The following is a 24,715-nucleotide window of genomic DNA, read 5'->3' as shown; positions in this document are numbered from 1 at the left end:
CAGAAAGTGATCGATCGATGGCAGCGAAACGCGCTCCCGAAAACCCGTATCTTGCCGCGCGCCAGGAATGGAATGAGCGATACGGCTCCTATGTGCAGGCCGCGGCCGCATGGCGCATCGTCGGCATACTGGGTCTGACCATGGCCGTGATCGGCTTCGGGTACGCGATATACCTAAGCACGCAGGTGAAGCTGGTGCCTTATATCGTCCAGGTCGACAAGCTCGGCACCTCGGTCACCTCAGGGTTCCCCGAGCAGATCGAATACGCGGATGTGCGGGTGGTGCGCGCCACGCTTGGCAACTTCGTAACGAGCTTCCGCAGCGTCACACCGGATGCCGTAGTGCAAAAGCAATATATCGATCGAACCTATGCGCTTCTGCGAGCTTCCGATCCCTCGACCCAGAAGATCAATGACTGGTTCCGCAGCAATTCGCCGTTCGAAAAGGCGAAGTCGTCGACGATCGCCATCGAGGTCAACAACATAGTGGCGCTCTCCAATCAGACTTATCAGATCGACTGGACCGAATACGAACGGGACCGGAAGGGCAAGGAAACCGGGACGCGCCGGTTCCGCGGAATCGCGACGGTTGCGCTTACCGCGCCGCAGGACGAGGCGACCATCCGCCTCAATCCGATCGGCCTCTACGTTAGGGATTTTGACTGGACGGCACAGCTTTGAGGGCAGGGGATTTGACATGCACAGAACAGCACTAATTGCAGCCACCGGCTGCTTGGCGGGACTCGTCTTTGTGGGCGGCGCTGAGGCGCAGACCATGACGGCAAATGAGGTGAATGGCACGACCATTTCCAGGAAATGGCGCGTCGCGCCCGGACTGGTGACGGCAGGCTCCGATGGCAAGGTCACCTTTCTCTTCGGCGAAACCCAGCCGTCCGTTGTCTGCTCGCCCTTGCAGGTCTGCGATATCGAACTCCAGAGCGGCGAGATCGTCCGCGATGTTCTCGTTGGAGATACTGTTCGCTGGAAGGTGGAGCCTGCCACCTCCGGTGCAATCGGCGGCCAAGCGATCCATCTGATCGTCAAGCCGTCGGAAGTAGGTCTTGTCACCTCGATGGTGGTCACGACGTCGCGACGCACCTATTACATCCAGCTCAAGTCACATCCGAGCCAGTACATGGCACGCGTCGGCTTCGAATATCCGGAGGACGTCTCGACCAAGCTCGCCGACATCAATTCCCGGCTCGAGACCGGCGGCATTCCCGGGGCGGCACCCGACAAACTGAACTTCTCATATTCCGTGAGTGGCTCGGCACCTTGGAAGCCGACGCGGGTCTATTCGGATGGCGTGAAAACCTACATCCAGTTTTCGAAGTCGATCTCAGGTCAGGATGCACCGGTGCTGGTCGTGATCCACGGCGGCCAGAGCCGCATCGTCAATTACCGAATGAAGAACGACTTGATGATCGTCGATTATGCCGTCGACGAGGCGATCCTCGTCTCCGGCGTCGGCTGGCGCCAGCAGAAGATTACCATTCGGCGAGGAGGCTAAGCTATGCACAAGCTTCTCGTCATCATCATCAGCGGCTTTCTCACCGCATGCCAAACTGCTGGGGATGGGTCTGACGCCAGGTCAAACGCCGCGCCGGTCTCCGGGCCCGCCGCAAGTGCCATCGCCGCCGACATGGCAAGCCGGCTCGCCGAGCAGATCAGTCCCGTGAGGTCGACGACAATCAAGATGGAAAGGGACACATCGGAGTTTGCGGCGGCACTCGAGGCGGCCCTCAAGGGCTCTGGCTACACCGTTCTAACCGACGGCAAAGTTGGAAAGGACGTGAAACCGGTCGAGCTCACTTACGCGATCGATGGCACTCAAGATCAGGTGCTCGCGCGGCTGTCAACACCGTCCATTACCCTTGGCCGCGCATACAAAGCAACGGCCGCCGGTGCGACGCCGGCAAGTCCGCTCTCCATCATGCAGCGTAATTGAGGGGAAAGGTATGATCCAATCGCTCCAGCTCGGCCCTTCAAAGCAAGCCGACGATCCGAAAGGAATGCGCCGCCTCAATCGGCTGCCAATTATTACCGCAACCGTCCTCATCGCGCTATTCTTCGGCGTGGTCGTGATCGGCCTATCGTGGCGAGGACTTCCCTTCAACTGGAGCTACGATATCGACAGCAACTTGAATACACCGGCGACGAACTTCGGTGACCAGCTCAAGCGCGGCATCAGTGACGGCATCATCGGCGAGCCAGGTGAGCGCGAAGTGCTCCAGCCAACACCCACCGTCGAGCAGAAGGTGGAGAAGGGAGCACCTGTTATAGACCGCCGGCCTACGGAACGGCAAGAAAGAGGCCCGCAGCTCGAATCAGAGGAGGAATGGCGAGCCCGCCTAAAGCGGGAGCAGGATGAACAATATATCCGTGAAGCTCAGCGCCAGCGGATGGCTCACCTGCAGGCGCGGGCAACCGCTTTGGACTCGCCTTTGAAGGTGGATATTTCTGATGTCGAGAAGGCCGCTAAAAGTTCCACAGACGCCGGTCGTCAGACTGCGACGACGACAGCCAACAATGCTTCTGATCTCTACACCGCCGCATCGAAATCCGGGCTGACGGCCCAGAACGTCGACCCGAATGCCCAAAGTTCGAAGGAGGATTTCTTCAATCAGGACATCAAGGATCTTGGCTATTTGCCGAATAAGGTCGTGCCGCAGATGTCGCCGTATGAGCTGAAGCGCGGCTCGGTCATTCCAGCCACGTTGATCACAGGTCTCAACTCAGACCTTCCGGGCCGGATCATCGGGCAGATCAGCCAGAATGTCTATGATAGCGCCACCGGCTACCGGCTCCTGATCCCGCAGGGAGCCAAGTTGTTCGGCCGTTACGATTCCAAGGTTTCCTTTGGCCAGGACCGCGTGCTCGTCGTCTGGACCGATCTGATCTTCCCGAATGGCTCGACGCTGCAAATCGGCGGCATGGCTGGGACCGATGGGGCAGGTTATGGCGGGTTCAAGGATAAGGTCGATCGGCATCTCTGGCGCACGTGGAGTTCGGCAGCACTTGTCGCGATACTCGGAACCGGCATCGACATGTCGATGCCCGAAAGCACGACGCTTGCCACCCAGGACACGGCCTCCGATGCCGCCAGACGGAATTTTGCGGACACCTTCGGTCGCGTTGCCGAGCAGACGATCTCGAAAAACTTGAACGTTCAGCCGACAATCCAAATCCGGCCGGGATACGAGTTCAATGTCTTGGTCGATCAGGATATCGTCTTCCCCTCTACGTACAGCAGTCAGTGATACAGCATCAGAAGAGATCTTTGTTTAACTTCATCTCTTGGTCAGAAGGTTTGATTGCGAAATAGAGGTGAATAGACGTTTGCGCGGGTGAGCGCAGATCTGTATCACTTCCGAAGGAGCGGGGGCGCCTTCACGTACAACAGAAAGGAGACAGGTCTGTGGATCCAGCCTTAAGCGCTCTCATTGACATGGTTGAAGCCTCATACGATGAACGGATGATCAAACGCGGGCTCAAAGGGTTCGTTCATTCGTGCGGATTTCAATTCTTTGCATATCTGCAAACGGAAGGCCTTAGCGCCCGCGCGCTCAGTTCCTATCCCGAGAAATGGCAGAAAATTTACCTAAGCAACCAATATTCTCGGGTGGATCCGGTCGTTACGGAAGCCAAACGCCGGATGGAGATGTTTTCCTGGGCGATCGATGACTGGCCGTCTCGTGGGAGCTCTGAGTTCAATCGTTTTCGGGATGAAGCGGTAGAACATGGCATTCGCAGTGGGGTGACGGTTCCCGTTCAAGGCAGTTTCGGCTCGATCATTATGCTGACATTCGCGTCCTCGGGGCATAAAGCTGATATTTCAAAATGTCAAAAGCAACTAAACCCGCTTCAGGCGGTGTTGGCAATTCACTATCGCCTGAAGATCATAGCTGCGTCGACGATCGTCGCACCCAGCCGGCTGCTTTCACCAAAGGAAGCGATGTGTCTTACGTGGGCGGCAAAGGGTAAAAAGGCTTGGGAGATTGCCATTTTAATGGGAATTACCCAACGAACAGTGCAACACCATTTCGATCGCGCACGCAAAAAGCTGAATGCCGCGACGATCCCTCAGCTCGTGGCAATCGCGAAGGACCGCGGTTTGGTTTAACCATCATTCGTTGTTTTCGGAGGGCACATCGGGAACATAACCAAGCGCATCGACGATTTCCGAGAGTTCTTCCTGCTGCGCTTCTGACTTCTTTTGACGATCGAGATACTCATCTTGCAGGCTCTTGAGCACGTCCCTGGAAGTCGAGGCGTTGGCGGTTGCAAGAGTCCACGTTTCGTAGACAGCTTCATCCGCGGCTAGAAGTCGGCGGTGCTCGCGGATCGCAGAAATTGCTAACGCTTTCAAATCGGCTTCTCGCATCGCTTTATAACGAGACTCTCTTTTGCCGCTTGTCTCGAATGAGACCTCGTTGTCCATCCGCTTCTCCTCTTACCTCGTTTGCGACCCGGCAAGGATCGAGACCTTCCGGTAGCGTATACGCTTTGCAGAATAGATCCCATCCTTCAGTAAGATGGGTGGCTACAAACTCGACAATTCATTGCTCGCAAGAAGAGGGCATCAGTGAACGCCTAATCACCCTGATTCGTATGAACATTCCATATCCGGAATACGGCTGTAGAGAATACTCCGTGGAGAAATACTCTGCAAGCCGCTGCTCTCTCCAGCATGGAGATTCGAGAGGTGTTTGCACGGAATCTGAAAGCCGCGCGTCAAGCCAAAGGCCTGTCGCAAGAAGAGCTCGCGTTTGAGGCAGGCATCGATCGAACTTATATCAGTTCTTTGGAGCGCAGTGTCTATAATGCAAGCATCGACGTTGTCGATCGCCTGGCGACGGTCTTAGGTGTTGAGGCGTCTGAACTGCTGAAACGTCGGCCTGAGACAAAAATTGAGCCACTGAGATGACGGGTACAGGGCTGGGAACCGAAAACAAGGCAAACAAGGACGCAATGCTCAGCGCGTCCTCAACCCCGAATGTCCGACAGGCTCTGGAGGAATTGCTATGCGGCCATAAAAGGTCATGCCATCCGGCGAACGTTCCGCGGTACCCTTTTTCGCCTGTGGCGTTGGCACTTTGGAATTGCCCTTCAACTTTTCGACGAGGATGATTATGCATGCCGGGGATGTTCCATCCGTCGCGCCGTTTCCGACGTAAGAAACTCGAGTGCTTATTTGCCTCCGATCCTCGAAAGATCGATCCGAATTCCGGCTTGGCCAATAACCTCATTCACCTTCGTCCGCATCTCGGGAGTGGTCGCGGTGGCTGGCGGTTCATCGACGGACCGCGCTTCGCTTTGCCGAGGCAATTCGATGGAGGCTCCTGGATCCTGCGCTTGAAACACACCGACGCCCTCGAACTCGCCGGCTTTCCACGCATAGAGCGCATCCTCGAAAATCTGGCGGAAGACGTCATCGCTCTTCGGATCGCCGTACCATTTGGCAACAATGCGCAGGACCTTGGCGAACATCGCCGTTCCCTTGCGCAGGTTCTGGCAAGCATCGACCAAATCCGTTTTGAGATCGGCCAGGTCCTTGACGCCCACACCGGCTGGAAACTGCGTCAGACCGACACGAACGACAGCGTTGCCGGCATATTGGCGCACGATGTCCATCGCCTCGTCGGGTGATCTGGCCTTGGGCACCAGGATCAACCGCCCTCCCGAGCGCACGGTCACCGCAAGGGGATCGGCAGAGCCCGCCGCCGCGACGAACTGCTCGACGATCGCGGGTTTCAGTGAAGGGTCGGCGCAGTCTTTGATAAGGGCGGCGTCGAGCATGGGACCTCCTCGGCATCAGGTGTTGAAAGAAAAAACGACTGGCCTGGAAAACAGCTTTGCCCAGGCGGCGGTGCTGGCGCGCTGGATGGCGACAATGGACGTGCCTTTGGTCCACCAGCCGTTGCCGACCGCAACGATCACGTCCGGACTGCCGAGCATCGATTGCAAGACCGGCCAGACGAGCAGTTGCTCGTAGCAGATCAGCACCGCCACCCGCCCGGAGCCGAGCGCGACGACAGGATTTGCAAAGATGTGCGCTTGCGCTCCGGCGTTGCCGCCGAAGAGCGGCTGCCAGGGCTGCCACATCGAGCCCGGAACCGGCATCCGTTCCCGGTAGAGGATCCGACTGCTATCTGCGGAGATTGCAACCACCACATTGTCGTATCCGGCCGCGTTAACGACTGCCGCGCCCGCGAGAACGGTCGTGTCATGCCCTGATAGCGCGCGGATCCAAAGCCGTTCGACCGTCGGCGTCCAGAAGCCCAACGTACTTTCAGGAAGGATGACGGTTCGAACACCGTCGGTCCCTCGTTCAAGCACCGTTGCAATTAGATCACGGTGGCGGGCCATGCTGGTGTCCCGCCCGACCGACGCACCCAATTCGAGATCGACGCCCCGCCAGGCTTCCGGTAGCTTCGGGTCCGTCCACGAAGCGGCGGACCAAAGCCAGAAGCCTATAAGGCCCATGGCGACAGTTGGGCAGAGGCGGGAAACGAGGCCCGCCAAGCCGGCTGTCGTGACGGCCAGTCCCCACCATCCCCATCCCGGAAACAACACGCCTGCGGCCGTGATGGGATGCGCCCAGCCGGTAATGCCGAAAGGGGGAACCACCATCAGTACGGCCGCCAGGACGTAGCGGCCCGGACGAAGGCCAACCTCCTTCGTCCACAGGAGCGCATGCGCCGCGACAAAGCTGGCCGAGGCAGCCAGCCACAGCAGCAGGCCCGGCCAGATATCCGCAGCATAGAAGGTGGCCACGCCTTGCGGCAGGCCGCGCGACGCCGACAGGAAATATGCTGCGGAAACCAAGGTTGCCGTCTTTTTCGTTCTCGACAGCGACCAGAGGACGGGAAAGCCGAGCGCCACCGGCAACAACAGCACGTGGCCGCTCCATGCCACCGATCCGACGCCGACCGAGGCGATGATAAGCAGCGTTGGCCAAACCCAGTCATGGCGCATAGGTCAGCACCTCACGCGCCAGACCGAGAATGCCGGATGTCGGCACAGGCCCGAAATAACGGGAGTCGAACGAGCCGGCGAAGGCCGAATGCAGGAAGACCTCACCGCCCGGTACCACGCCGCCCGAAAACCGTGTCAGCGGCCGACCTTCTCCGTCTTTTTCGGCGACAGTGGAAGCACGAACCAGGCGCCCATCGACCGTCACCTCGTTGGCGATCTCGACGCGCTGGCCGGCGACCGCGACCACCGACTTGATGAGCGGCGCGAGATGACCGGGGCAAAGTCCGGAGCGGAGATAGCCGCGCGCCCTCGCTTCGTGCATGGCGGCTGTGTCCGGTGGGCAGATGAACACCAGGTCGTCCACACCAGGCGAACGGTCGAGCGGGACAATCTGCCAGAGGCCAAGTGGCTCGCTCGGCGTAAGATTGATGCGATAGCTGCCTAATAGACCGGCCAGTCCGATCACTGCGATGGCGGCAGCAGAAACCGATGAAGTGACGGCAGCTTGTTTTCGCTGCGCCATGGCTCGCTCGCGTGTTCGACCCGGACGCGTCATTTGAGCGAGAGCCCCTGGCTCTTCGTTTGCCGCAGCGTCTCGGCCTGCTTCAACGCCTCGGTCGTGCGCTCATGCGCGGAAAGTTGCTGCACCGTTCGCATCGTGCTCCAGGCCGATTGCACTTCCGCCTTCTGCCCGGCAGACATGCTCGAGGTCACCGACTGGAAGGTCTGACCTGTCATGTCTTTGGCGGCGAGCGGTAGGAAGGTGCGTTCCCCGAAACGTTCCGATACGGCTCTCGCAAAACCTTCGAGTTCGGCTTTCACCATTTTGTCGGCGAGCGCGTTTTCGAGTCCTGCGGGAAGGTCGTTGCGATCGATGGCGTCACGGACGCGTTCGAGCGTCTGCTTTGCCGCCGGCGACAGCGCCGGGATGTCGAGAGAGATCTTCATGCGGACGGCGCGCTCCTCGGCGTCATATTTGTGTTCCGCCTCCGTGCGCTGCCGCAGATAGCGTTCCAGGTTTCGGGCAAGCGCCGGCGCATTGGTGACGGCCCTCTCATGGGCCTGCTTGTCGGCGCGGCCGGCAAGGATCCCGGTCTTGCCTTTCAGCGCACCAAAGGTCTCCGGCTCGGAACCGATCTTGGTGATCGTCGATTTCGCCGCCGCTTCGTTTCTCAGCATCGCATCGACGTTGACAGCCTTGAACGCGTCTTCCGGCTGAGCGTAGACGAGATGGAAGCGCGCTGAGACTTCCTCCCATTGCTTCTTCAAGCCGGCGTCCGCTGCAAGCAGGTCCTCGACGACCTGTTCCAGCGATTTTGGGAACGTGGTGATGCCCGATACCATGGGTTTTGCCTCCTGCATGCTGTGCGATTGACTGGTCTTGGCCGCGCCGGCGGACAGACCAAGCCTGCGGGCGATTGCCGCCAGACGAGCGCCAAGCGCGGCGAGCTTCGACTTTTGCCGGACGGTCCATTCGATCCGGTCGCGAACGACAGTGCGTGCGACGTTAACGAGGTGAAGGCCACGGGCGTCGGCGAAGCGAAGGGCTTGGGCGTAGAAGCGGCCACTCGCATAATCGAGCGTCGTTTCCTTGGCTTGTCTGCGCGACAGGATCGGGATCAGGCCGCCTGCCTTGGCGAAAGATCGGCGGCCGTGGTAGAGACCGAAGTCCTCTCGGTGACGGGTCATGGCCACGTAAGTGAGATGGCGGTCGAGAGAGAGGGAAGCCAGCACCTTCACCCTATCGACGGTGGCACCCTGGCTCTTATGGATCGTGGTGGCATAGCCGTGATCGAGATTGGCGTAGAAGCGTTGTTCGACCGTGACCTGGCGGCGGTGTTCGCCGTCTCCGACTTCCGCGACAATACGCCCGGGCGTCGCGTCCACGACCTTCGCCAGCATACCGTTCTTGACGCCGAGCGAGCCCTCGTTCTTCAGGAACACGATCTGGTCGCCGGCCGCGAATTTTCGGTGCCCGTCTTCGGTCCGGAAGGCGAAACCGTCGGCGACGAGACCGCGTTCGACGAGCTTTGCGCGAGCCATGCCGTTGAGCATGCGCACGTCTCTTCGCAAGTGCGCAAGAATGAGGCTCGACCTTTGCGGATCGTAGTCGCGGTTCCAATCGGCAATCAGCGCCTGCACGGCATCGGCCTTGAGATCGGCTCCGCTGACGCGGCCCTGGGCGCGATAGGCTTCGACGGCTCTGCCGATATTGCCGCGGGCCAGATCGAGCGACGCCTCGCGCATCCACTGTTCACGCTGGCGGTAGATGTTTTCGAGTTCGCCATAGCCGATGCGGTCGGCAATGGCGCGGAAGGCAGCGCCGGCTTCGATCGGCTGGAGCTGTTCCGGATCTCCGACAAGCACGAGTTTGGCGCCGGCCTTGGTCGCCGCTTCGACAAACAGCGCCATCTGCCGCGACGACACCATGCCCGCTTCGTCGAGAACGAATACGGTTTTGTCGTCCAGCTGATTGCGGCCTTGGTTCCAGCGCAGTTCCCATGATGACAGCGTGCGGGAGAGAATGCCGGCTTCCTTCTCCAGGCCCTCGGCGGCCTTGCCCGCAAGCGCCCCGCCGACGACGCGATAACCGGCCGCTTCCCAGGCTTCGCGCGCCGCCTTCATCATCGTCGTCTTGCCGGCGCCTGCACGTCCGATCACCGCAGCGATGCGCTCGCCGCCGGTAACATGTGCGATCGCCGTCTTCTGCTCGTCCGCCAGGCGCAGGTGGCGGGCGAAGGTGGCTTCGCGCACAGCGTCCGCAACGCCGTGAGAAGAGCGTTGAGCCAGCCAGATCGCCCGGTTGGCCATCTCTGCTTCCAGCCGGACGAGGTCCCGCGTCGTGTATTTCGTCGGCACGCGTAGGCCGCCTGAAAACTCGATCCGCTCGCGTTCGAGCCGGAGCGTTTCGGGGCTCTGCAGGATCCTTGCCATCAGACTTTGGAAGAGGCCAGCGTCGTCTATGTAGCGGTGGAGGATCTTGGCAACGTCGCGTTCGTCGAAGACGCTCTTCTCCCGCGTGATCAGGTCGAGCACGAGCTCGGGACGGCGCTGAATGCGGCGGGCGTTTTCGGCCCGGCGCTCCTCCTGCAGCTCCAACCGCTCCAGCGAAGGGGCCCGCTCGGCTTCCGCCGACTTGCGCTCGATCGCCTTGGCGCCGACACCGAGGTGGATGGTTGGCGTCAGATTGATCCCCTGCTTCTCGAAGGAATGGCCGTCGACGCGGAGATCGAGGCCGGCGCGCGCCAGGTGCCGGTTCTGACAGGCGAACCAGCCGTCACGAAAGGCATTGAAATCGTCGAGGCTGCCGGCCCAGAGCTCGTAGACGATCTTGCCGGCATCGTTGCGCACTGGCTTGCCGCCAGGGCCGGTCACTGCAACCTTCTTGGCGCCGAACCCGTCTTCGGTCAGCGGCCGGAGCGTCGTCATCAGGTGCACATGCGGATTGCCGGGTGCATCGTGATAGACCCAGTCGGCGATCATGCCCTTCGACGTGATGTGACGCTCGATAAAATCCCGCACCAGTTCGATGTTCTGCTCGCTTGAGAGCTCCATCGGCAGCGCAACGGTCACATCCTTTGCAAGCTGGGCATCGACGCGTTTCTCGAAGATTTCGACACTGTTCCAGAACGCTTCCGACGCGCCGGAGACGGATCGGTCGGCAATCATCGTCCGCAGCCATGACGGCGCATCGGCAGGGATGACGAACTCCTCGTGCAGCAAGCCCTGCTTGCGGGTGTAGTCGATCGTGCGGGCCTCCCGCTCGTACTCCATCTTGGCGCAATGCCGATAGGCCGCCGACAGCACAGCGCTGCGGCCGGAGCCGCGGGCGACGATGCTGACGGAGAAATGAGGAACGGCCACGGCGGAATTCTCTCCCGATTCCGAGCAAAATCAACATGTTCGCCAGCGAGATCGGCTCCGCCAGGCGCTCTCAAAAGAACGTCGCGCCAGCGACGTATAATTGCGCCCTTCGGATGCCGCTCTTGTCGAGCGGCCGGGATCATCCACGAAAGCATCGCCCTTGGCGATTGTAGGATTCACAGTAGTGCGTTCCGCACCGACATCCGGAAGATGGGGTCCGAAAGACAAGCTTTCGCACCCAAGGAGACATCCGGACATGAAGAAACCATCCTCGAAAATCCGCGACGAAATCGCCAGGCTCCAGGAGCAATTGAAGCTCGCCGAGACCCGGGAGGCCGAGCGCATCGGCCGGATCGCGCTTAAAGCCGGGCTCGGTGAGATCGAGATCGACGAGGGTGAACTGCAGGCAGCATTCGAGGATCTGGCGAAACGCTTTCGCGGAGGCAAGGTCCGTTCGACCGGAGGGAAGGGGGCAAGCGGCGCAGGCGAGGGCAGCGCGCCCGCCGCGCAGAACCCGCCTGGTACGGCTGAGGGCAGGACTGGCGAGGCTTGAGCGGATGCGAAGATCCACGACATCAGATGCCCGCAAGAAGGACACGCGCGAAAAGATCGAGCTCGGCGGCCTGATCATCAAGGCGGGGCTGCGCTACGAGAAGCGCGCGCTGCTGCTCGGGCTCCTCATCGATGCCGCCGCGCGCCTGAAGGGAGACGCACAGGAGCGCTCACGGCTCGCCGCACTCGGTGCTGAAGCGTTCGGAGAGAGAGATGACTAGGATCCTGCTGTTCGTAGCGCCATGCGCGTTGATGATGCTGATGGCCATCGGCATGACCGGGACCGAACTGTGGCTATCCCACTTCGGCAAGAGCGATGCCGCCCGGCAGATGCTCGGCCGTGCCGGCATCGCTCTGCCCTATGTCGCCGCGTCCGTCGTCGGCATCATCTTTCTGTTTGCGAGCGCAGGCTCCGCGCGGATCAGGACGGCAGGATGGGGCGTTGTCACGGGCGCGACAGCGACGCTCGTCCTAGCGGTCCTGCGCGAGGCATCGAGGCTCTCCGCGTATCTCGAACAAGTCCCGGCCGGCAAAACCGTCTTCAACTATCTCGATCCCGCGACGGCGATCGGGGCTGCTGCCGTGCTGATGTCGGCGCTGTTCGGCATGCGTGTGGCGATTGCCGGCAACGCGACATTCGCGAGGGCCGAACCGAAGCGCATCGTTGGGAAACGGGCGCTGCACGGCGAGGCCGACTGGATGAAACTATCGCAAGCCGAAAAGCTGTTTGCCGAGAGCGGCGGCATCGTCATCGGCGAGCGCTACCGGGTCGACCGGGATAGCATCGCGGCACCATCGTTTCGCGCCGACAGCGCCGCGAGCTGGGGAGCGGGCGGCAAGTCGCCGCTGCTTTGCTTCGACGGCTCGTTCGGCTCGTCGCACGGCATCGTGTTCGCCGGATCCGGCGGCTTCAAGACGACATCGGTCACGATCCCGACGGCGCTCAAGTGGGGTGGCGCGCTCGTTGTCCTCGATCCTTCGAACGAGGTTGCGCCAATGGTGTTGAAGCACCGTGGCGACGCCAACCGCGACGTCTTCGTGCTCGATCCGAAACACTCGGAAATCGGCTTCAACGCGCTCGACTGGATCGGCCGGTTCGGGGGAACGAAAGAGGAGGATATCGCCTCCGTCGCATCGTGGATCATGAGCGACAGCGGTGGCGCGCGTGGGGTCCGTGACGACTTCTTCCGCGCCTCGGCCTTGCAGTTGCTGACGGCTCTCATTGCCGACGTTTGCCTCTCAGGCCACACGACGGAAAACGACCAGACACTCCGGCAAGTACGCAAGAACCTGTCCGAGCCAGAGCCCCAACTGCGCCAGCGGCTGCATGAAATCTACGACGATTCGAATTCGGATTTCGTCAAGGAGAATGTCGCAGCCTTCGTCAACATGACGCCGGAAACCTTCTCGGGCGTATATGCCAACGCGGTCAAGGAAACGCACTGGCTGTCCTATCCGAACTACGCCGCGCTGGTCTCGGGAACTTCCTTTTCGACGAGCGATCTGGCGGACGGAAAGACGGATGTCTTCATCAACATCGATCTCAAGACGCTGGAGACGCATGCGGGCCTGGCGCGCGTCATCATCGGCGCGTTTCTGAACGCGATCTACAACCGCAACGGAGAGATGCAGGGAAGGGCACTGTTCCTTCTCGATGAGGTGGCGCGCCTCGGCTACATGCGCATCCTGGAGACCGCGCGCGACGCCGGCCGTAAGTATGGAATCACGCTGACCATGATCTACCAGTCGATCGGCCAGATGCGCGAGACCTATGGCGGCCGCGATGCGGCGAGCAAATGGTTCGAGAGCGCAAGCTGGATTTCATTCGCCGCGATCAACGATCCCGAGACTGCCGACTACATCTCACGCCGCTGCGGCATGACGACCGTCGAGATCGATCAGGTCAGCCGCAGTGTCCAATCGAAAGGATCGTCGCGCACGCGGTCGAAGCAACTCGCCGCCAGGCCGCTGATCCAGCCGCACGAGGTGCTGCGCATGCGGGCCGACGAGCAGATCGTCTTCACCGCCGGAAACGCGCCGCTCAGATGCGGACGCGCGATCTGGTTTCGGCGTGACGATATGAAGGGGTGCGTGGGCGCGAGAGCGTTTTCGAAAGCAGCGAACCCCGCAGAGAATTCGCCCGATCGGCCGGCGCGCAGCGCAGCGAGCAAGGCCGATCGAGAACAATGAAGAGTATCGGAGAAATCAGCGTGGGCGTCCGCCGAAGGGCGGGATTTCTGGAATTCTCGTCGTGCAAGGAGCGGGAAAAAGCGCAGCCGCAGGAGCCTCAACATAGTGGCCCACACCGGGGAGGCGGGACCGACTGCGCCCGCTCCTAAACTCCATCTGAGGCCGGCTTGTTCGTAAAGACAGAAGAAACCGGGCTCGACGTAGATTGATGCGAACAGCAGAGGACAGGCACGTGGCGAAATCGAATGTGGTGCCGTTGAGACCGCGGCGCAAATCCGGCCGCGGGAGCGATCGATATCGGCCGCAGCGAAAATTCCGAACTGGACAGAACGGCCCGCGCAAGTCGCTGATGGCGGTCATCTCAGCCATCATCATTGGAGCAGGCGGATGGTTTGCGTTTGCCGGCGCCGGCGATCTTTCTGGCATCTTAGCTTTGGCCAAGGCGCCGACAACGGATACGTCGCAGGCCACGTTTTCGTTGTGCGGCGAGAGCGTGCGAATGAACTGCGTCGTCGATGGCGACACTTTCTGGTTTGGGGGAGAAAAAATCCGCATCGCTGACATCGACACGCCGGAGCTCAGCCCACCGCGCTGCGAGGCGGAACGGATCAAGGGCGAGGCAGCGAAAGCGCGCCTGCTGGCGCTTCTGAACGCCGGCAAGTTCTCGTTGTCAGTAGGCTTGCGGGACGAGGACAAGTATGGCCGAAAACTCCGGACCGTTACACGGGAAGGGCGCTCGCTCGGCGACCGCCTCATCGATGAAGGTCTTGCCCGGCGCTGGGACGGCGCAAGACATGGATGGTGCGGGTGAGGGGCTGCGAGAGGATCGCACCTGGATGGGCGGAGACCGTTTTCGGGCACCGTGAGCATCGCGAATAGAGCCGTGCGCCGCAGGCGTCTCGCCCAAGAACCGTCGGCTTTGCACGACCGAGGCCCGATATCCATCTGTTGATAGTCACGTTAGCGCGCTCGTGACCCGCGATAGTAAAAGCGCTCGACCAGCGCAGCACCCAGAACCGGCAGCAGCGCCAAGACCGCAAGCTGGAACATCCCATCAAGGCCGAAGAGAATGGACACAGCGACCGCGACGATGGCGCCCAACAATGCGCCGATGACATAGGGAAGATAGCCTTTCATGTGACATCCTCATGCTATTTTCGAAATTTATGATCTTCTCGGAGGTGAAATCCCGGCGAAGTGAGAAACCTGCGCCAGCGCACGCCTAAAAAAAGCGAAGCTCCCTGAAATTAAACCTCTATCATCTGATGTCGGCGGCAGTCGAAGACGCTCATTGTGCCAAGCCCAGCCTCGAAAGGAAATCCCGCGGAATTGGTTTAAGTTCCTTATCGATGGTCGCCATCCGCACGGACCGTCATCAGGCAAATTCGAGCAAGGCCATCGTGTCCGGTCGCAGGTCATCAGCGATATGAATCGATCCTTGCCGACCGATTCATAAGTCTCGTTGGACGCGATTCCCGGCATAGGCGATTCTTGTCTCATGATCGCGCAACCGTACCATCTTTATGTCGAACGCTCTGACGCCGCCAGAAACATGGCGCGCTACTACGCCATGTCGATCGAGCCCAACCTGTTCGGGGATGTCTGCCTGCTCCGGAAATGGGGCCGCATCGGCACGAAGGGTCAGATGATGGTCCACCATTTCGGGCGGGAAGAGGAAGCAGTCGAACTGTTTCTCGACCTGCTGCGGCAGAAACGAAAGCGCGGCTATCGTCCACGCACCTCCGTGCCAACATGAGAATGGCCCGCCGAAGCGGGCCTCATCGGCGCCTGTTCCAGTCGGTCTCGAAGGACATCTCGATCTCGACGAAGAACGGGATCTTGACGCCGAACATATTCCGGTTCCGTATCGCACCGAAAAAGCCGGCGGCAGGCTCGATGTCTGTCGTCGGCTTGCCTATCTGGCCAGTCGGCCCCGCCTCACGGTGGGGCGTTTCCGGCTCAGTCCCGGTTGGTGATGAAAATTTCGAAGCGCCGTTGCGGGTAGCGAGCGAGGCGCAGCCGGTCCGCGTCAGACGTGCCCCATCGAGGCGCCCCTGGAGCCACGAATAACCAGACAAAGGGACATGACAGTGGCGGCCCACGCCTGGTAGATTTCGCAATGCGATTCGGCTGCTTCGCCTTCAACGTGAAGCCGTTCGCTCTCATAGCAAGGCTCGCACACCCTCCAGTCAAAAGCCAACAGGCTCTTTTCGGGTGGGAAAATGATTGCTATATTTGCGGAAAGGTTGGAGCAGACATGGCCAAAGTCGTCGTCAAAAAATTTGGAAGTGCCAAAGTCGGCGTACGCGATACCGCGGTCACGCAGAAACGCGTGCGTGACGCAGGTACCGGGCAGTTTCTGACTGTTCGGACGATCGACGCGCAGAGCAAGACGCTCGGAAAAGATCTGAGCTACGTGTTCAGCAAGAATGTCGCCAAGGCGCGTCGCGAGAACAAGGCTGTAACTGGCGTCCTTGATCGTGCTCCCATCGAAGATTGAGCAGCCAGTCTTCCTGATCATCGCCGGGCCAAATGGCTCTGGGAAAAGCAGCGTGTACGAGAATGCCGACCTTGAAATGGAAGGTCGCTCAGTCTGGATCGTAAATCCGGATCTACTGGCTGCCAGAATCAGCAAAGTCGAGTCCAGACCGCCGCTGGAAGCCAACCTAACCGCGGTTCAACGGATCGAGTCTTGGCTTGAAGCGTCGATCAACGTCCACAAAACAATCGGCGTCGAAACAGTCCTGTCGACAGAGAAGTATCGACGTCTCGTGGTAGCGGCGAAGGCGCTCGGATTCGCGGTCTGGTTCTTATATGTCGTCGTCGATAGCCCCGAGCGCTCGATCGAGCGGATCAAGTTGCGCGTAGCCAAAGGCGGACATCCGGTACCCGACGAAAAAGTCCGCCAGCGGTACCAACGGTCCCTTGAGCAATTTCCCTGGTTTCTGGAACAAGCCGACAAGGCCTGGATCTGGGACAACAGCGGCGCAAAGCCGAAAACGATCGGCGAGAAGTCTGATGGGGTCATTGAACTCGACGTGCACGCTCTGGAGGTCGTTGCCAAAGCGGTTCGGTCCATCGCAACCGAATAAGGAGTCGTGATTCCGCACTTTCTGTGGAGAACCGTCGATTGTCTGGCCTCCAGATAGGTGTTTGCGTGACAGGCTGCGGCTCCGGTGGAAATGATTTCCTTCTTGAAACGAGGAGAAATCGATGACCACGACAAATGAAATCGCTGACAAGATCGCGTCAGACCACGGCCTGACGAAGGTGCAGGGAAAGGCGATCGTCGAAGCTGTATTTGCGGCGATCACGGCCGCTGCCACCTCCGGCGCCGAGACGTTCATTCCCGGCTTCGGGAAATTCAAGGTGAGTGCGACGTGAAAGTCGCCTAAGTAATTGTTTGTACGGGATTTATATTCCGGGACAAACCTGATGTTCCGTCATCAGTAGCCTACCGGCACATGCGGGACTGGTAACGGTCCGGTTTGAAGCTGCCGGGACAATGTAGCCGGGCCTTCGGGCCATGCCGATGTCGTGAGGCTGAGGCATCTTCTGCGAGCATCAATGCGGATGGGGCGCTAGGCTGGGTGGTATGATCAATGCAAATGAACTGCTGATAAACGTCGTGAAATTTGACAAGCCAAAGATGCTGACAGGCTTGAACCAAAAGGTGTGCGGTCGGATGCTTCTCTTCACTTTGGAGGCACACGGACGAAGGACCGCCGGCGGATAGGCAGGGTCTAACCCGCCCGCGTTATTTAGGTGAAACACGGTAAACCCGCATCGTCGCCCGGCAATGGGCAGGCCGACCGCAAGGAAAGTTGTTGGCGGTGCGGGCAGAGGATGTCGGAGAAAGCGAACGCCGGACTGTAATGGTTTGGACAGGGGTTGCGGCTCGCCAACATCACCCCGCCCGAAAGGGAGCAGACTTCCGACGGGTCTCCCGTCGCGAGAGAATGTGCAGAACCCTCGGCAGGAGGACAGGCAAATGACGGTCACAACAGTGACTGGTGCGGCCTCCCGCGAAGCGGCGAGCTGGGGCCAGATTGACTGGCGCAAGGCTTACCAACACGTGCGACGGCTGCAGATGCGTATTGCGAAGGCAGTTAAGGAAGGTCGCTGGGGCAAGGTGAAAGCCTTGCAACGGCTGCTGACCCACTCGTTCAGCGGCAAGGCGCTTGCGGTGAAACGGGTTACTGGAAATCAGGGAAAGAGAACACCCGGAGTGGACCGGATCATCTGGGACACACCGGATAAGTGCGTCAGAGGATTATTGTCGCTCAAACGGCGTGGGTATCATCCTTTGCCGTTGAGGCGGGTATATATCCCGAAAGCAAACAGCAAGAAACTGCGTCCGCTCGGTATTCCGACGATGAAGGACAGGGCCATGCAGGCACTTCACCTGCTCGCTCTGCTACCTGTCGCGGAAACGACGGCAGACCCTAATTCGTACGGTTTTCGACCGTATCGAGCAACCCGTGATGCGGCCCGGCAGTGCTTTATCGCGCTGCGCGGGCGCGGCACGGCGGAATGGGTCTTGGATGCGGACATTGCTGGCTGCTTCGACGAAATCAGCAAGGACTGGCTCATCGCCAACATCCCCATGGACAAGGTGGTGCTCCGGAAGTGGCTGGACTCCGGTTACATAAAGGACGGTGACTGGCACGCGACGAAAGCGGGAACTCCGCAAGGGGGAATAATCTCGCCCACGCTCGCCAACATGGCCTTGGACGGAATGGAAAAGATGTTACGGGACTTCTACGGCCCAAGACGTCGCAACAGCCTGACCAAGGTCCACTTGATACGTTACGCCGATGACTTCGTCGTCACAGGTGCTTCAAAAGAAGTGCTGGAGGAGGCGAAATCTATGGTCGAGGAATTTCTGTCAGAACGGGGCCTGTCTCTGTCTGAAGAAAAGACTCGCATCGTGCGGGTCGAGGAAGGTTTCGACTTCCTCGGCTGGAACGTGCGCAGATATGATGGGCATACCCACATCAAACCCGCCAAGAAGAACGTGGTGGCGTTTATGCGCAAGATCCGAACTATCACCAAGGGTGCCGCCGATGTGAAGCAGGAGTATCTGATAATGTCGCTAAACCCGGTCATAAGGGGATGGACCAATTATCATCACAACCAGGTGGCGAAGGAGACCTTTCGCAAGGTCGATCATCTCATCTGGAAATGTCTCTGGCAGTGGGCCTGTCGTAGACACCCGGACAAGCCGCTTCGCTGGGTGAAGTATCGTTACTTCGCTCGGGAAGGTACACGAGACTGGGTATTCCGCACCGGGATGAAGGATAAGGCAGGAAACTTCAAGTTCATCCGCCTCATCCACGCATCCGACGTACCGATACGTCGCCACTGCAAAATCCGCGCCGAAGCGAATCCTTTCGATCCCATGTGGGACAGCTACTTCGCCGGAAGGCGCGGTCTGCCGTCGGAAGTTACGGATCGGCCCGGTGATTCCACATCTCATACCGATGCACAGGAACTGGCGGCTCTGGTCTAACAGGGCTTGGCGGAGGCTTGAGCTGTATGCTGGGAAACTCGCACGTACAGTTCTTAGGGAGGAGCGGCCCGGCAACGGGTCGTTCCTACCCGACAGCATACCCCGGAGCGCGAAGGCCGCAATCCGTCGACCGGTGCGGCGATCAAGGTTGCTGCGGCAAGAAAGCTGGGCTTCCAGCCTGCCAAGGCTCTGAAGGACGCCTTGAACACGTAAGGGTTTGCGGACCGCTGAGCCGGCCTTTAACCGAGAGATCGACGGCCCCGCTTTAGCGGGGCCGTCTGCGTGTCAGTCCCGGTTAGGGCGGGACCAGATCAGCTGGTAGCCCTCTTCGCCCTCGACCTCTGTGAGCGTCGCGTAGATCGGGGCAGGGAAGCTCGGATCGTCGAGCTTGACCGAGAGGTAGTCGCGGTCCTGCTCGGAGCGCTTCTGCCAGGCCGCGCCCAGCTCGACGTTGCCTGCGTAGATGCGGAAGTGCGGGCCCTTGTCGGAGGGGTTTTCGATGCGGGCGATGCGGGCCTTGACGTTGAGGGCGAGCGTGCGGATCGATCCGTTGAAGCCGGTTTCGGAGGTGGTGAAGGTGCCGATGGTTGCCATTGTCGTATTCCTTTGCTGTCTCGGGCCGCGCCCATCGCGGCCTCGATGGCTGTCGCAAGGATCGGGGACGATCGGTCCGCACCCGTAGGGCCGAAATGAAATGGCGGGCGGCCAGGAGAAGCTTTGTTGCTCCGCGAGGAATGAGCGCATCGCGCTCAGCGGAAGAAAGTTTCGCAAGGCCGTTGCGGGAAGACGATCGAGGCGAAGCCGGTCTTCGATCAGACATGCCTCATCGAGCCCGCGAAGGACGTGGCTTGCTGCAGTGCTCGAAGGGATATGGCAATGGCAGCCCGTCCCCGGTGCCTGCCCGGACGCTACAACGATCAGTCCGCTGTCTTGTCCACATGCCTAGCCCAAACCTCGCAGAACCACCCAGCGTGAGGGCGTTGCATTGCCCGCTCCGCGCTATCGCGGCGCCTCGCGAACCGTCGCCTGAGGATCTATACGTCAGCAGACAAAGCCGTTTATCGTCGAAATCAAGCCGTCCCGGAAGCTCAAGCCGATCGACCGGACAACCTCGATCTGGGGCAAACTGGACCTCGCGGCTGATCGTGACGCGCCCCCCGACCGACGGGCAAGAGTTGCCGACCGCTGGCGAGGCCAACGACCGGCGCTGACAAGTCTTCACGCGACGAGCCGCTCGTCGGCTGCGGCGAGCTGCAGCGAATGCAGGAACGCTACGGCCCGTTGCGCATGCGCCGACGCCTGGAATATCGCCCGTCTGTCGTCGGTCAGGACCTTAAGCCAGGAGTCGAGGTAGGAGGCGTGATCGGGGCGGGGCTCGAGCTCGGGAACAATCCCGAGATCGGCGCAAAGGAAGCAGCTACCGAGCTCCGCTATCAGTTCCTCGCGGGCTCGCTCGGATTTGTCCTTGGCATAGCGGCTGAGGTCGCGAGCGAGGCGGTGGGCCGGCGCCGTCCAGTGCGTGACCTCGTGGCTTAAAGTCGCGTAGTAGCTTGCCGCATCCTTGAAGCTCTCAAATGGTGGCATCTGGATGAGATCGGCGGCAGGCGCAAAGAAGGCCTGGTTGCCGCCATGGCGGATTGCAGCGCCGGTGTCGCGGAAGAACCGATCGGCATGCCCAACCCGTTCAACCGGATCGAGAACCGGTGCCGGCCGGTGATGATACTGGTCGGGAAGTCCGTCGATCTGTTCGACGTTGAAGACGCTGTAGGCTTTCAGGAAAGGGATCTCCCGCTCGACCTCGCCGCCGTTCCCGTCGGTTTCGGACTTGGTGAATCGGCTTGCGAAGACGACGGTCGTGCCGGTCTCGCCCTTGCGCACTGCGCCGCTCAGTTCCAGGGCCTGCTTGAACGTCATCCATGTGGATGACGTATAACCCCGTGTGATACCCTCCGACCATAAAAGCAGCACGTTGACGCCAGAATAGGGTTGCCCGTTGTAACGCAGCGGGCGGGTAATGTGGCCTGCCGTGTTCGCCGAATTCCATGGTTTCATCCAGGGCCGCACGCCTTTCGCCAGGTCTTCGATGATCCTGTCGGTGATGCGGCTGTAGAGATCGCCCCGCTGATTTTCTGTCTTGCTCATATCCAAACCTCCGTTTCAAGGCCGCGCCCGTCGCCGCCCGTTACGGAGGGCGAAAGCAGGAGCAGATCAGCCGGTGGATGCACCGGAACAGCCGCAACGCAGTGGAGGACGGCGAAGCCGTTGCATCCGCCGGCGGCTCCTGCAGACCCGACGAAGGAACGGGCGGCGACGGGCGTGCCATCGGCTTCATTTCTTTTTCCTTGCTGGCCGGGTTCGCAAAACGACAACAGGCCGGTCCCGCCATGGAACCGGCCGGCTCGAGTTGATGGAAAAGGCGGGGCCGGAACCCCGCCGGAAGTGGCTAGTCGAAGGCGGAGATCTGCGCTTCGGCAGCCTTGCGGTCGAGCGCGCGGCCCGGTTGTTCGACGGGACGGTCGAACGGTTTCCAGCTCTCGCCGATCACCTGGACATAGGCGGCGACGGCGCCTTCCGCCGCCATTCTGAGCGAATGGGCCTGTATGCCCATGTCGGCGGCAAATTCGCGCTTACGCTGGGCGGCGCTGTCATAGCCGACGGGACCGTCGAGGTCCTCGTCCCGGGCATCGTTGGCGGCCTTGGCCGTGGCATCGCGTGCCTCGGTGACCGCGCGGCTGTAGAACTGGCCGGCGCCATGGGCGGAGCCGACGTAGGCGCCGACGATCCGTTGCAGGTGGATCTGCATGGCCTTGTCGCCAAGGCCGTCGCCGAGCGCGTCGGCTGTCTCCGTGACGAGCCGCTCGTGCAGGTCGCGGATGCCGTCGCTGTCGATGACGGCGGTTCCGAAACTCTCGGCGATCTTCAGCGCCTGCATGGCGTCGGGGCAAGTCAGCCGAACCATGTCGACGGTGGCGCCTTTGCGCAGTTGCACGACACGCGTGGATTGCCGGGATGAGGGAGTGGACTTGGCCATGGTCGTTTCCTTTCGAGGTCGTCCGAAGCGGCTCCGGCCCCATGCCGGCTTGCCCTTCGGTGCGGTCACCCCGGACCGGCGGAAAGACGGGCGCCTCAAGGTCCGGCCCCTCCTGGACGAGCGGAGCCGGTTTGCGTGCGAAGAGGGCAACCTGTCCTCGATAAAGCACGCAAGCCTGCTCCGTGAAGGACGGCGGGGTCCGGCCGCTCCGCGGCGCGATAGCGGCCTGGAAGCGCACGGCCGCCGGTTCAGACCGCAGCAAAACGAAGGGCAATCCGGCATGGGGAGGAAGGTGACGTCCTCAAATCAACGACAGGCGCTCCCACGAAAGGCTGGTGGCGCCGAGGCTGCGCTCGCCCTCCTTGCGGATCAGCCGGCCTCGGCTGTTACGGGCCTCCTCCGCCCCATCAGCTGCCGGGCCGGTCTGACCGGTGGGCTTCCTGACCTCCGGCATCCGGCAGTGGACGCTGTGCACCTTGCCCTCGCGATCGCGGTACAGTCGCCTTTGCCTGGCTTGCCGTAGACGCGTTCGGCTTTCTTCGGCAGGTCCGGCTGGCCCCAATTGTTGACTTCGACGATGGTACCCTTCTTCGGCACGTTGCTCGCCATCCATTCCTGCTGGGCGCCAAGCAACTCTTCGACATTGGTGGTATAGCGATTGTCCTCATCGGCAGGGCCGAACAGGTCCTCCGCCCACTCGATCCCATAGGCCTGGCGCAGATCGTCGCCGAAGCTTGCATCACGTGCATACATACGGGTCTTTGTGAGACCGTTGGCGATCTGCCACCAGGCCGCCGTTCGCCTTTCTTCGGCTAGTGGGCCTTCCAGACCTCTTTTTGCTCGTCGTGCGAGGCGGCCGCAATCGTTCTGAGCCGCTGCTCGTTCGGCATATCGCCCTTGGCTATCTGATCGAGCATGGAGGGCAAGAGGTTTGCGAGCAGACGAAGCTTGCGGATCTGGCGGACGGGAAAGGCAAGCGCTACGGCGACCGCCTCCTCGGTCCAGCCGAGCGCGACCAGCCGCTCGATGCCGCGCATTGATCGATGGGATTAAGGCACAAGCTATATTCTCGGTCATCGAGCGCATCGCGCCGTTGTCGTTGGCCACCGCGACCACGACCACGTCGATTTCCTCGATACCGGCGGCGATCGCCACACTGGTGGGGCGGTGACCGGCTTCGATGATGTAACCGTTGCCGCCGGCTTCCGGGAAATGACCGGCGCTGGATCACGCCGACGGCCTTGATCGTCGCCAAGCAGGGCGTCGGCCTGGGGCGTCGACTTCGACTGGCGCGTGTTGTCGGGGTCGTCCTTTAACGCACGCGGATCGACCTTCATCAATTGCATGGGATATTCCTTTTCGAGGATTGGACAGGCCTCTGCCTGTCCTTCGCGTCTTCATTCCTTCCGAAGACACGACCCGAAGCGCGGAGCGGGCAGCCGGGTGCAACTGCGGCCGAGCATCGCTGCCGCGAAGGACGAGCGGAGCTGACAGCCCTGCGAGGACCAGTGGCCGCCATTGCGAGCGGCGCGGTTGAGCGTCAGCGACGCCCGGCTACTCGATCTGCGAGTAGTCTTCCTCCATCTTTTCTTCCATTTCCATTCGCCTATCCCTTGCTCTCTCACCACAAAGCTTGGAGGATGCGGCGAACCAAAACGTGCTGATGGAGACCCGTACTAAACGTCACTTGGCGCTTTTCTTGGCAGAAGGTTGTTTGACGCGGATGCGCAGAGGTCTGCTGTCCGAATGGTCTATCTCGAACGCATTTGTCTTCTTCACGAGGTCGCTGAGCTTCCTGAATCCATATGTTCGGGGATCGAAGTCTGAAGAGAGGTTCGCAAGCTGCGTTCCGACTGCGCCGAGCGGCACCCAACCATCCTCACTCTCCATCTGCGCGATGACCTTTCTGATGATCGGCGCCGCTGCACTTGGCGGCTGGAGCGAAGGAGTTGCCTGAGTAGCATCGCCACCATTTGTAGGCGCTGAAGAGAGGAGGTTTTCAGTGTAGATAAACCTCCGGCACGCCTGGCGGAAGCTTTCGGGCGTTTTCTGCTCGCCAAAACCGAACACATCGATGCCTTGCTCACGGATCCGAGAGGCGAGGCGTGTAAAATCGCTGTCGGAGGAAACAAGGCAAAAGCCGTCGAAGCGCCCGCTGTGGAGGAGGTCCATGGCGTCGATCACAAGTGTGATATCAGAGGCATTTTTACCGGTCGTGTAGGCAAATTGCTGCTGCGGAATGATCGCGTGCCTGGCAAGGACGTCGATCCAGGCTTTCGAGCGAGCGTTTGCGAAGTCACCGTATATGCGTCGGACGCTCGCCTCGCCGATTTTGGCTATTTCCTCGAATAAGCCGTCAACGATCTTGGCCGACGCATTGTCAGCGTCAATTAGTACAGCAAGTCGCGGTGAACGTGTTTCAGGCATTCGATAGCTCCAATCTGTCCTAATGGACCGAAGACCACAAGATGGACAAGGGGCCCATGCCTCACAAGCCCGAAAGTGTCAGATGCTATCGGACCACGCGCAGTTTGCTGGCAAGGGGAGTCGCGTCAGGATCGTGCGCGGATAAATCGTCGGATGACCTGA

24 protein-coding genes and 3 pseudogenes are annotated in these 24,715 nt (G+C 60.5%); 16 read left to right on the top strand and 11 right to left on the bottom strand.

The window, feature by feature from the left end; genetic code table 11:
• The first annotated feature begins 17 nt into the window (after window positions 1-17).
• The 5 genes from RHSP_RS17060 (at window position 18) to RHSP_RS17040 (ending at window position 4,122) form a co-directional block, all read left to right on the top strand.
• On the top strand, window positions 18-680 hold the full coding sequence (locus RHSP_RS17060) for a conjugal transfer protein TrbF (protein ID WP_004119850.1): 663 nt from the start codon (window positions 18-20) through the stop codon (window positions 678-680).
• Between the two features lie 16 nt (window positions 681-696).
• Complete coding sequence (trbG, locus tag RHSP_RS17055) at window positions 697-1,509, top strand: P-type conjugative transfer protein TrbG (RefSeq protein ID WP_004119849.1); 813 nt, start codon at window positions 697-699, stop codon at window positions 1,507-1,509.
• A gap of 3 nt (window positions 1,510-1,512) precedes the next feature.
• Complete coding sequence (gene trbH / locus RHSP_RS17050; protein WP_004119847.1) at window positions 1,513-1,947, top strand: conjugal transfer protein TrbH; 435 nt, start codon at window positions 1,513-1,515, stop codon at window positions 1,945-1,947.
• Window positions 1,948-1,957: 10 nt separating this feature from the next.
• Window positions 1,958-3,259: an IncP-type conjugal transfer protein TrbI gene (gene trbI, locus RHSP_RS17045; protein ID WP_004119844.1), complete on the top strand. Its 1,302-nt coding sequence runs from the start codon at window positions 1,958-1,960 to the stop codon at window positions 3,257-3,259.
• A 158-nt stretch (window positions 3,260-3,417) separates the two neighbouring features.
• Window positions 3,418-4,122: an autoinducer binding domain-containing protein gene (locus RHSP_RS17040; protein WP_004119842.1), complete on the top strand. Its 705-nt coding sequence runs from the start codon at window positions 3,418-3,420 to the stop codon at window positions 4,120-4,122.
• 3 nt (window positions 4,123-4,125) lie between these two features.
• Here the strand turns inward: RHSP_RS17040 and RHSP_RS17035 are convergent, their stop codons facing one another.
• The gene (locus RHSP_RS17035) at window positions 4,126-4,440 is read right to left on the bottom strand and encodes a transcriptional repressor TraM (RefSeq protein ID WP_004119838.1); all 315 of its coding nucleotides are present in this window, start codon (window positions 4,438-4,440) and stop codon (window positions 4,126-4,128) included.
• A gap of 249 nt (window positions 4,441-4,689) precedes the next feature.
• Between RHSP_RS17035 and RHSP_RS17030 the strand changes: the two genes are divergently transcribed.
• A complete protein-coding gene (locus tag RHSP_RS17030) occupies window positions 4,690-4,926 on the top strand; it encodes a helix-turn-helix domain-containing protein (protein WP_004119837.1) in 237 nt (78 codons plus the stop codon).
• A gap of 263 nt (window positions 4,927-5,189) precedes the next feature.
• On the opposite strand, the gene RHSP_RS17025 is transcribed toward RHSP_RS17030, so the two are convergent.
• The 4 genes from RHSP_RS17025 to traA are packed head-to-tail and all read right to left on the bottom strand — an operon-like array spanning window position 5,190 to window position 10,841.
• Window positions 5,190-5,798 (bottom strand): TraH family protein, encoded by a 609-nt coding sequence (locus RHSP_RS17025; protein WP_004119835.1) that lies wholly within the window; start codon window positions 5,796-5,798, stop codon window positions 5,190-5,192.
• A gap of 15 nt (window positions 5,799-5,813) precedes the next feature.
• Window positions 5,814-6,977, bottom strand: coding sequence for a conjugal transfer protein TraB (locus RHSP_RS17020; RefSeq protein ID WP_004119833.1), 1,164 nt, complete (start codon window positions 6,975-6,977; stop codon window positions 5,814-5,816).
• Entirely contained in the window at window positions 6,967-7,533 is a 567-nt protein-coding gene (traF, locus tag RHSP_RS17015; RefSeq protein WP_004119831.1) for a conjugative transfer signal peptidase TraF, read from the bottom strand. Before traF ends, RHSP_RS17020 begins: the two co-directional genes overlap by 11 nt.
• Window positions 7,530-10,841, bottom strand: coding sequence for a Ti-type conjugative transfer relaxase TraA (gene traA, locus RHSP_RS17010; protein ID WP_004119830.1), 3,312 nt, complete (start codon window positions 10,839-10,841; stop codon window positions 7,530-7,532). The genes traF and traA overlap by 4 nt, the downstream gene beginning before the upstream one ends.
• A gap of 256 nt (window positions 10,842-11,097) precedes the next feature.
• Between traA and traC the strand changes: the two genes are divergently transcribed.
• The 4 genes from traC (at window position 11,098) to RHSP_RS16990 (ending at window position 14,394) form a co-directional block, all read left to right on the top strand.
• Window positions 11,098-11,394 carry a conjugal transfer protein TraC gene (gene traC, locus RHSP_RS17005; RefSeq protein ID WP_004119828.1) on the top strand — a complete coding sequence of 99 codons (297 nt, stop codon included), beginning with the start codon at window positions 11,098-11,100 and terminating at the stop codon, window positions 11,392-11,394.
• Between the two features lie 4 nt (window positions 11,395-11,398).
• Window positions 11,399-11,614, top strand: coding sequence for a type IV conjugative transfer system coupling protein TraD (traD, locus tag RHSP_RS17000; protein WP_004119826.1), 216 nt, complete (start codon window positions 11,399-11,401; stop codon window positions 11,612-11,614).
• Window positions 11,607-13,583: a Ti-type conjugative transfer system protein TraG gene (traG, locus tag RHSP_RS16995; protein ID WP_004119814.1), complete on the top strand. Its 1,977-nt coding sequence runs from the start codon at window positions 11,607-11,609 to the stop codon at window positions 13,581-13,583. The genes traD and traG overlap by 8 nt, the downstream gene beginning before the upstream one ends.
• A 232-nt stretch (window positions 13,584-13,815) precedes the next feature.
• Complete coding sequence (locus RHSP_RS16990; RefSeq protein WP_004119813.1) at window positions 13,816-14,394, top strand: thermonuclease family protein; 579 nt, start codon at window positions 13,816-13,818, stop codon at window positions 14,392-14,394.
• A 149-nt stretch (window positions 14,395-14,543) separates the two neighbouring features.
• Here RHSP_RS16990 and RHSP_RS35145 read toward each other — a convergent pair whose 3' ends face one another.
• Window positions 14,544-14,720, bottom strand: a complete 177-nt coding sequence (locus RHSP_RS35145; protein WP_015342042.1) for a hypothetical protein — start codon at window positions 14,718-14,720, stop codon at window positions 14,544-14,546.
• 361 nt (window positions 14,721-15,081) lie between these two features.
• Here RHSP_RS35145 and RHSP_RS16985 point away from each other — a divergent pair, with 361 nt between their 5' ends.
• The 6 genes and pseudogenes from RHSP_RS16985 to RHSP_RS33710 form a co-directional block, all read left to right on the top strand.
• Window positions 15,082-15,339 carry a WGR domain-containing protein gene (locus tag RHSP_RS16985; protein WP_004119812.1) on the top strand — a complete coding sequence of 86 codons (258 nt, stop codon included), beginning with the start codon at window positions 15,082-15,084 and terminating at the stop codon, window positions 15,337-15,339.
• Window positions 15,340-15,840: 501 nt separating this feature from the next.
• Entirely contained in the window at window positions 15,841-16,083 is a 243-nt protein-coding gene (locus tag RHSP_RS16975) for a hypothetical protein (protein WP_004119810.1), read from the top strand.
• Window positions 16,064-16,675 carry an ATPase gene (locus RHSP_RS16970; protein ID WP_028755140.1) on the top strand — a complete coding sequence of 204 codons (612 nt, stop codon included), beginning with the start codon at window positions 16,064-16,066 and terminating at the stop codon, window positions 16,673-16,675. Before RHSP_RS16975 ends, RHSP_RS16970 begins: the two co-directional genes overlap by 20 nt.
• Window positions 16,676-16,796: 121 nt before the next feature.
• A pseudogene (locus RHSP_RS16965) lies at window positions 16,797-16,964 on the top strand (HU family DNA-binding protein); the annotation flags it as partial.
• Between the two features lie 610 nt (window positions 16,965-17,574).
• Window positions 17,575-19,095 (top strand): group II intron reverse transcriptase/maturase, encoded by a 1,521-nt coding sequence (ltrA, locus tag RHSP_RS16960; RefSeq protein WP_004119807.1) that lies wholly within the window; start codon window positions 17,575-17,577, stop codon window positions 19,093-19,095.
• A gap of 93 nt (window positions 19,096-19,188) precedes the next feature.
• Window positions 19,189-19,308 (top strand): annotated as a pseudogene (locus RHSP_RS33710) (HU family DNA-binding protein); the annotation flags it as partial.
• 72 nt (window positions 19,309-19,380) lie between these two features.
• On the opposite strand, the gene RHSP_RS16955 reads toward RHSP_RS33710, so the two are convergent.
• The 5 genes and pseudogenes from RHSP_RS16955 to RHSP_RS16930 form a co-directional block, all read right to left on the bottom strand.
• Entirely contained in the window at window positions 19,381-19,689 is a 309-nt protein-coding gene (locus RHSP_RS16955; RefSeq protein WP_004119799.1) for a DUF736 domain-containing protein, read from the bottom strand.
• Window positions 19,690-20,313: 624 nt separating this feature from the next.
• Window positions 20,314-21,237: an ArdC family protein gene (locus RHSP_RS16950; protein ID WP_028755179.1), complete on the bottom strand. Its 924-nt coding sequence runs from the start codon at window positions 21,235-21,237 to the stop codon at window positions 20,314-20,316.
• A gap of 301 nt (window positions 21,238-21,538) precedes the next feature.
• Window positions 21,539-22,126 (bottom strand): hypothetical protein, encoded by a 588-nt coding sequence (locus tag RHSP_RS16940; RefSeq protein WP_004119792.1) that lies wholly within the window; start codon window positions 22,124-22,126, stop codon window positions 21,539-21,541.
• A gap of 382 nt (window positions 22,127-22,508) precedes the next feature.
• Window positions 22,509-23,472 (bottom strand): annotated as a pseudogene (locus RHSP_RS16935) (ParB N-terminal domain-containing protein); the annotation flags it as partial.
• Between the two features lie 337 nt (window positions 23,473-23,809).
• Window positions 23,810-24,553, bottom strand: coding sequence for an NYN domain-containing protein (locus tag RHSP_RS16930; protein ID WP_004119790.1), 744 nt, complete (start codon window positions 24,551-24,553; stop codon window positions 23,810-23,812).
• Between the last annotated feature and the right edge of the window lie 162 nt (window positions 24,554-24,715).

Source organism: Rhizobium freirei PRF 81 (assembly GCF_000359745.1).
Lineage (GTDB): Bacteria > Pseudomonadota > Alphaproteobacteria > Rhizobiales > Rhizobiaceae > Rhizobium > Rhizobium freirei.
Note: the sequence above shows the minus strand (reverse complement) of the source record. Positions and strands in the feature narration are given on the sequence as shown.

What these genes read in the sequence shown, in the direction of transcription:
- RHSP_RS17060 (WP_004119850.1), top strand. Translation starts at nt 18, where the DNA reads ATGGCAGCGAAACGCGCTCCCGAAAACCCGTATCTTGCCGCGCGCCAG.
- RHSP_RS35145 (WP_015342042.1), bottom strand. Translation starts at nt 14,720, where the DNA reads ATGAAAGGCTATCTTCCCTATGTCATCGGCGCATTGTTGGGCGCCATC.
- ltrA (WP_004119807.1), top strand. Translation starts at nt 17,575, where the DNA reads ATGACGGTCACAACAGTGACTGGTGCGGCCTCCCGCGAAGCGGCGAGC.
- RHSP_RS16985 (WP_004119812.1), top strand. Translation starts at nt 15,082, where the DNA reads ATGATCGCGCAACCGTACCATCTTTATGTCGAACGCTCTGACGCCGCC.
- RHSP_RS17025 (WP_004119835.1), bottom strand. Translation starts at nt 5,798, where the DNA reads ATGCTCGACGCCGCCCTTATCAAAGACTGCGCCGACCCTTCACTGAAA.
- RHSP_RS16950 (WP_028755179.1), bottom strand. Translation starts at nt 21,237, where the DNA reads ATGAGCAAGACAGAAAATCAGCGGGGCGATCTCTACAGCCGCATCACC.
- trbG (WP_004119849.1), top strand. Translation starts at nt 697, where the DNA reads ATGCACAGAACAGCACTAATTGCAGCCACCGGCTGCTTGGCGGGACTC.
- trbI (WP_004119844.1), top strand. Translation starts at nt 1,958, where the DNA reads ATGATCCAATCGCTCCAGCTCGGCCCTTCAAAGCAAGCCGACGATCCG.
- traG (WP_004119814.1), top strand. Translation starts at nt 11,607, where the DNA reads ATGACTAGGATCCTGCTGTTCGTAGCGCCATGCGCGTTGATGATGCTG.
- traF (WP_004119831.1), bottom strand. Translation starts at nt 7,533, where the DNA reads ATGACGCGTCCGGGTCGAACACGCGAGCGAGCCATGGCGCAGCGAAAA.
- traD (WP_004119826.1), top strand. Translation starts at nt 11,399, where the DNA reads ATGCGAAGATCCACGACATCAGATGCCCGCAAGAAGGACACGCGCGAA.
- RHSP_RS17020 (WP_004119833.1), bottom strand. Translation starts at nt 6,977, where the DNA reads ATGCGCCATGACTGGGTTTGGCCAACGCTGCTTATCATCGCCTCGGTC.
- trbH (WP_004119847.1), top strand. Translation starts at nt 1,513, where the DNA reads ATGCACAAGCTTCTCGTCATCATCATCAGCGGCTTTCTCACCGCATGC.
- RHSP_RS16955 (WP_004119799.1), bottom strand. Translation starts at nt 19,689, where the DNA reads ATGGCAACCATCGGCACCTTCACCACCTCCGAAACCGGCTTCAACGGA.
- traC (WP_004119828.1), top strand. Translation starts at nt 11,098, where the DNA reads ATGAAGAAACCATCCTCGAAAATCCGCGACGAAATCGCCAGGCTCCAG.
- RHSP_RS16930 (WP_004119790.1), bottom strand. Translation starts at nt 24,553, where the DNA reads ATGCCTGAAACACGTTCACCGCGACTTGCTGTACTAATTGACGCTGAC.
- RHSP_RS17030 (WP_004119837.1), top strand. Translation starts at nt 4,690, where the DNA reads ATGGAGATTCGAGAGGTGTTTGCACGGAATCTGAAAGCCGCGCGTCAA.
- RHSP_RS16975 (WP_004119810.1), top strand. Translation starts at nt 15,841, where the DNA reads ATGGCCAAAGTCGTCGTCAAAAAATTTGGAAGTGCCAAAGTCGGCGTA.
- RHSP_RS17035 (WP_004119838.1), bottom strand. Translation starts at nt 4,440, where the DNA reads ATGGACAACGAGGTCTCATTCGAGACAAGCGGCAAAAGAGAGTCTCGT.
- RHSP_RS16940 (WP_004119792.1), bottom strand. Translation starts at nt 22,126, where the DNA reads ATGGCCAAGTCCACTCCCTCATCCCGGCAATCCACGCGTGTCGTGCAA.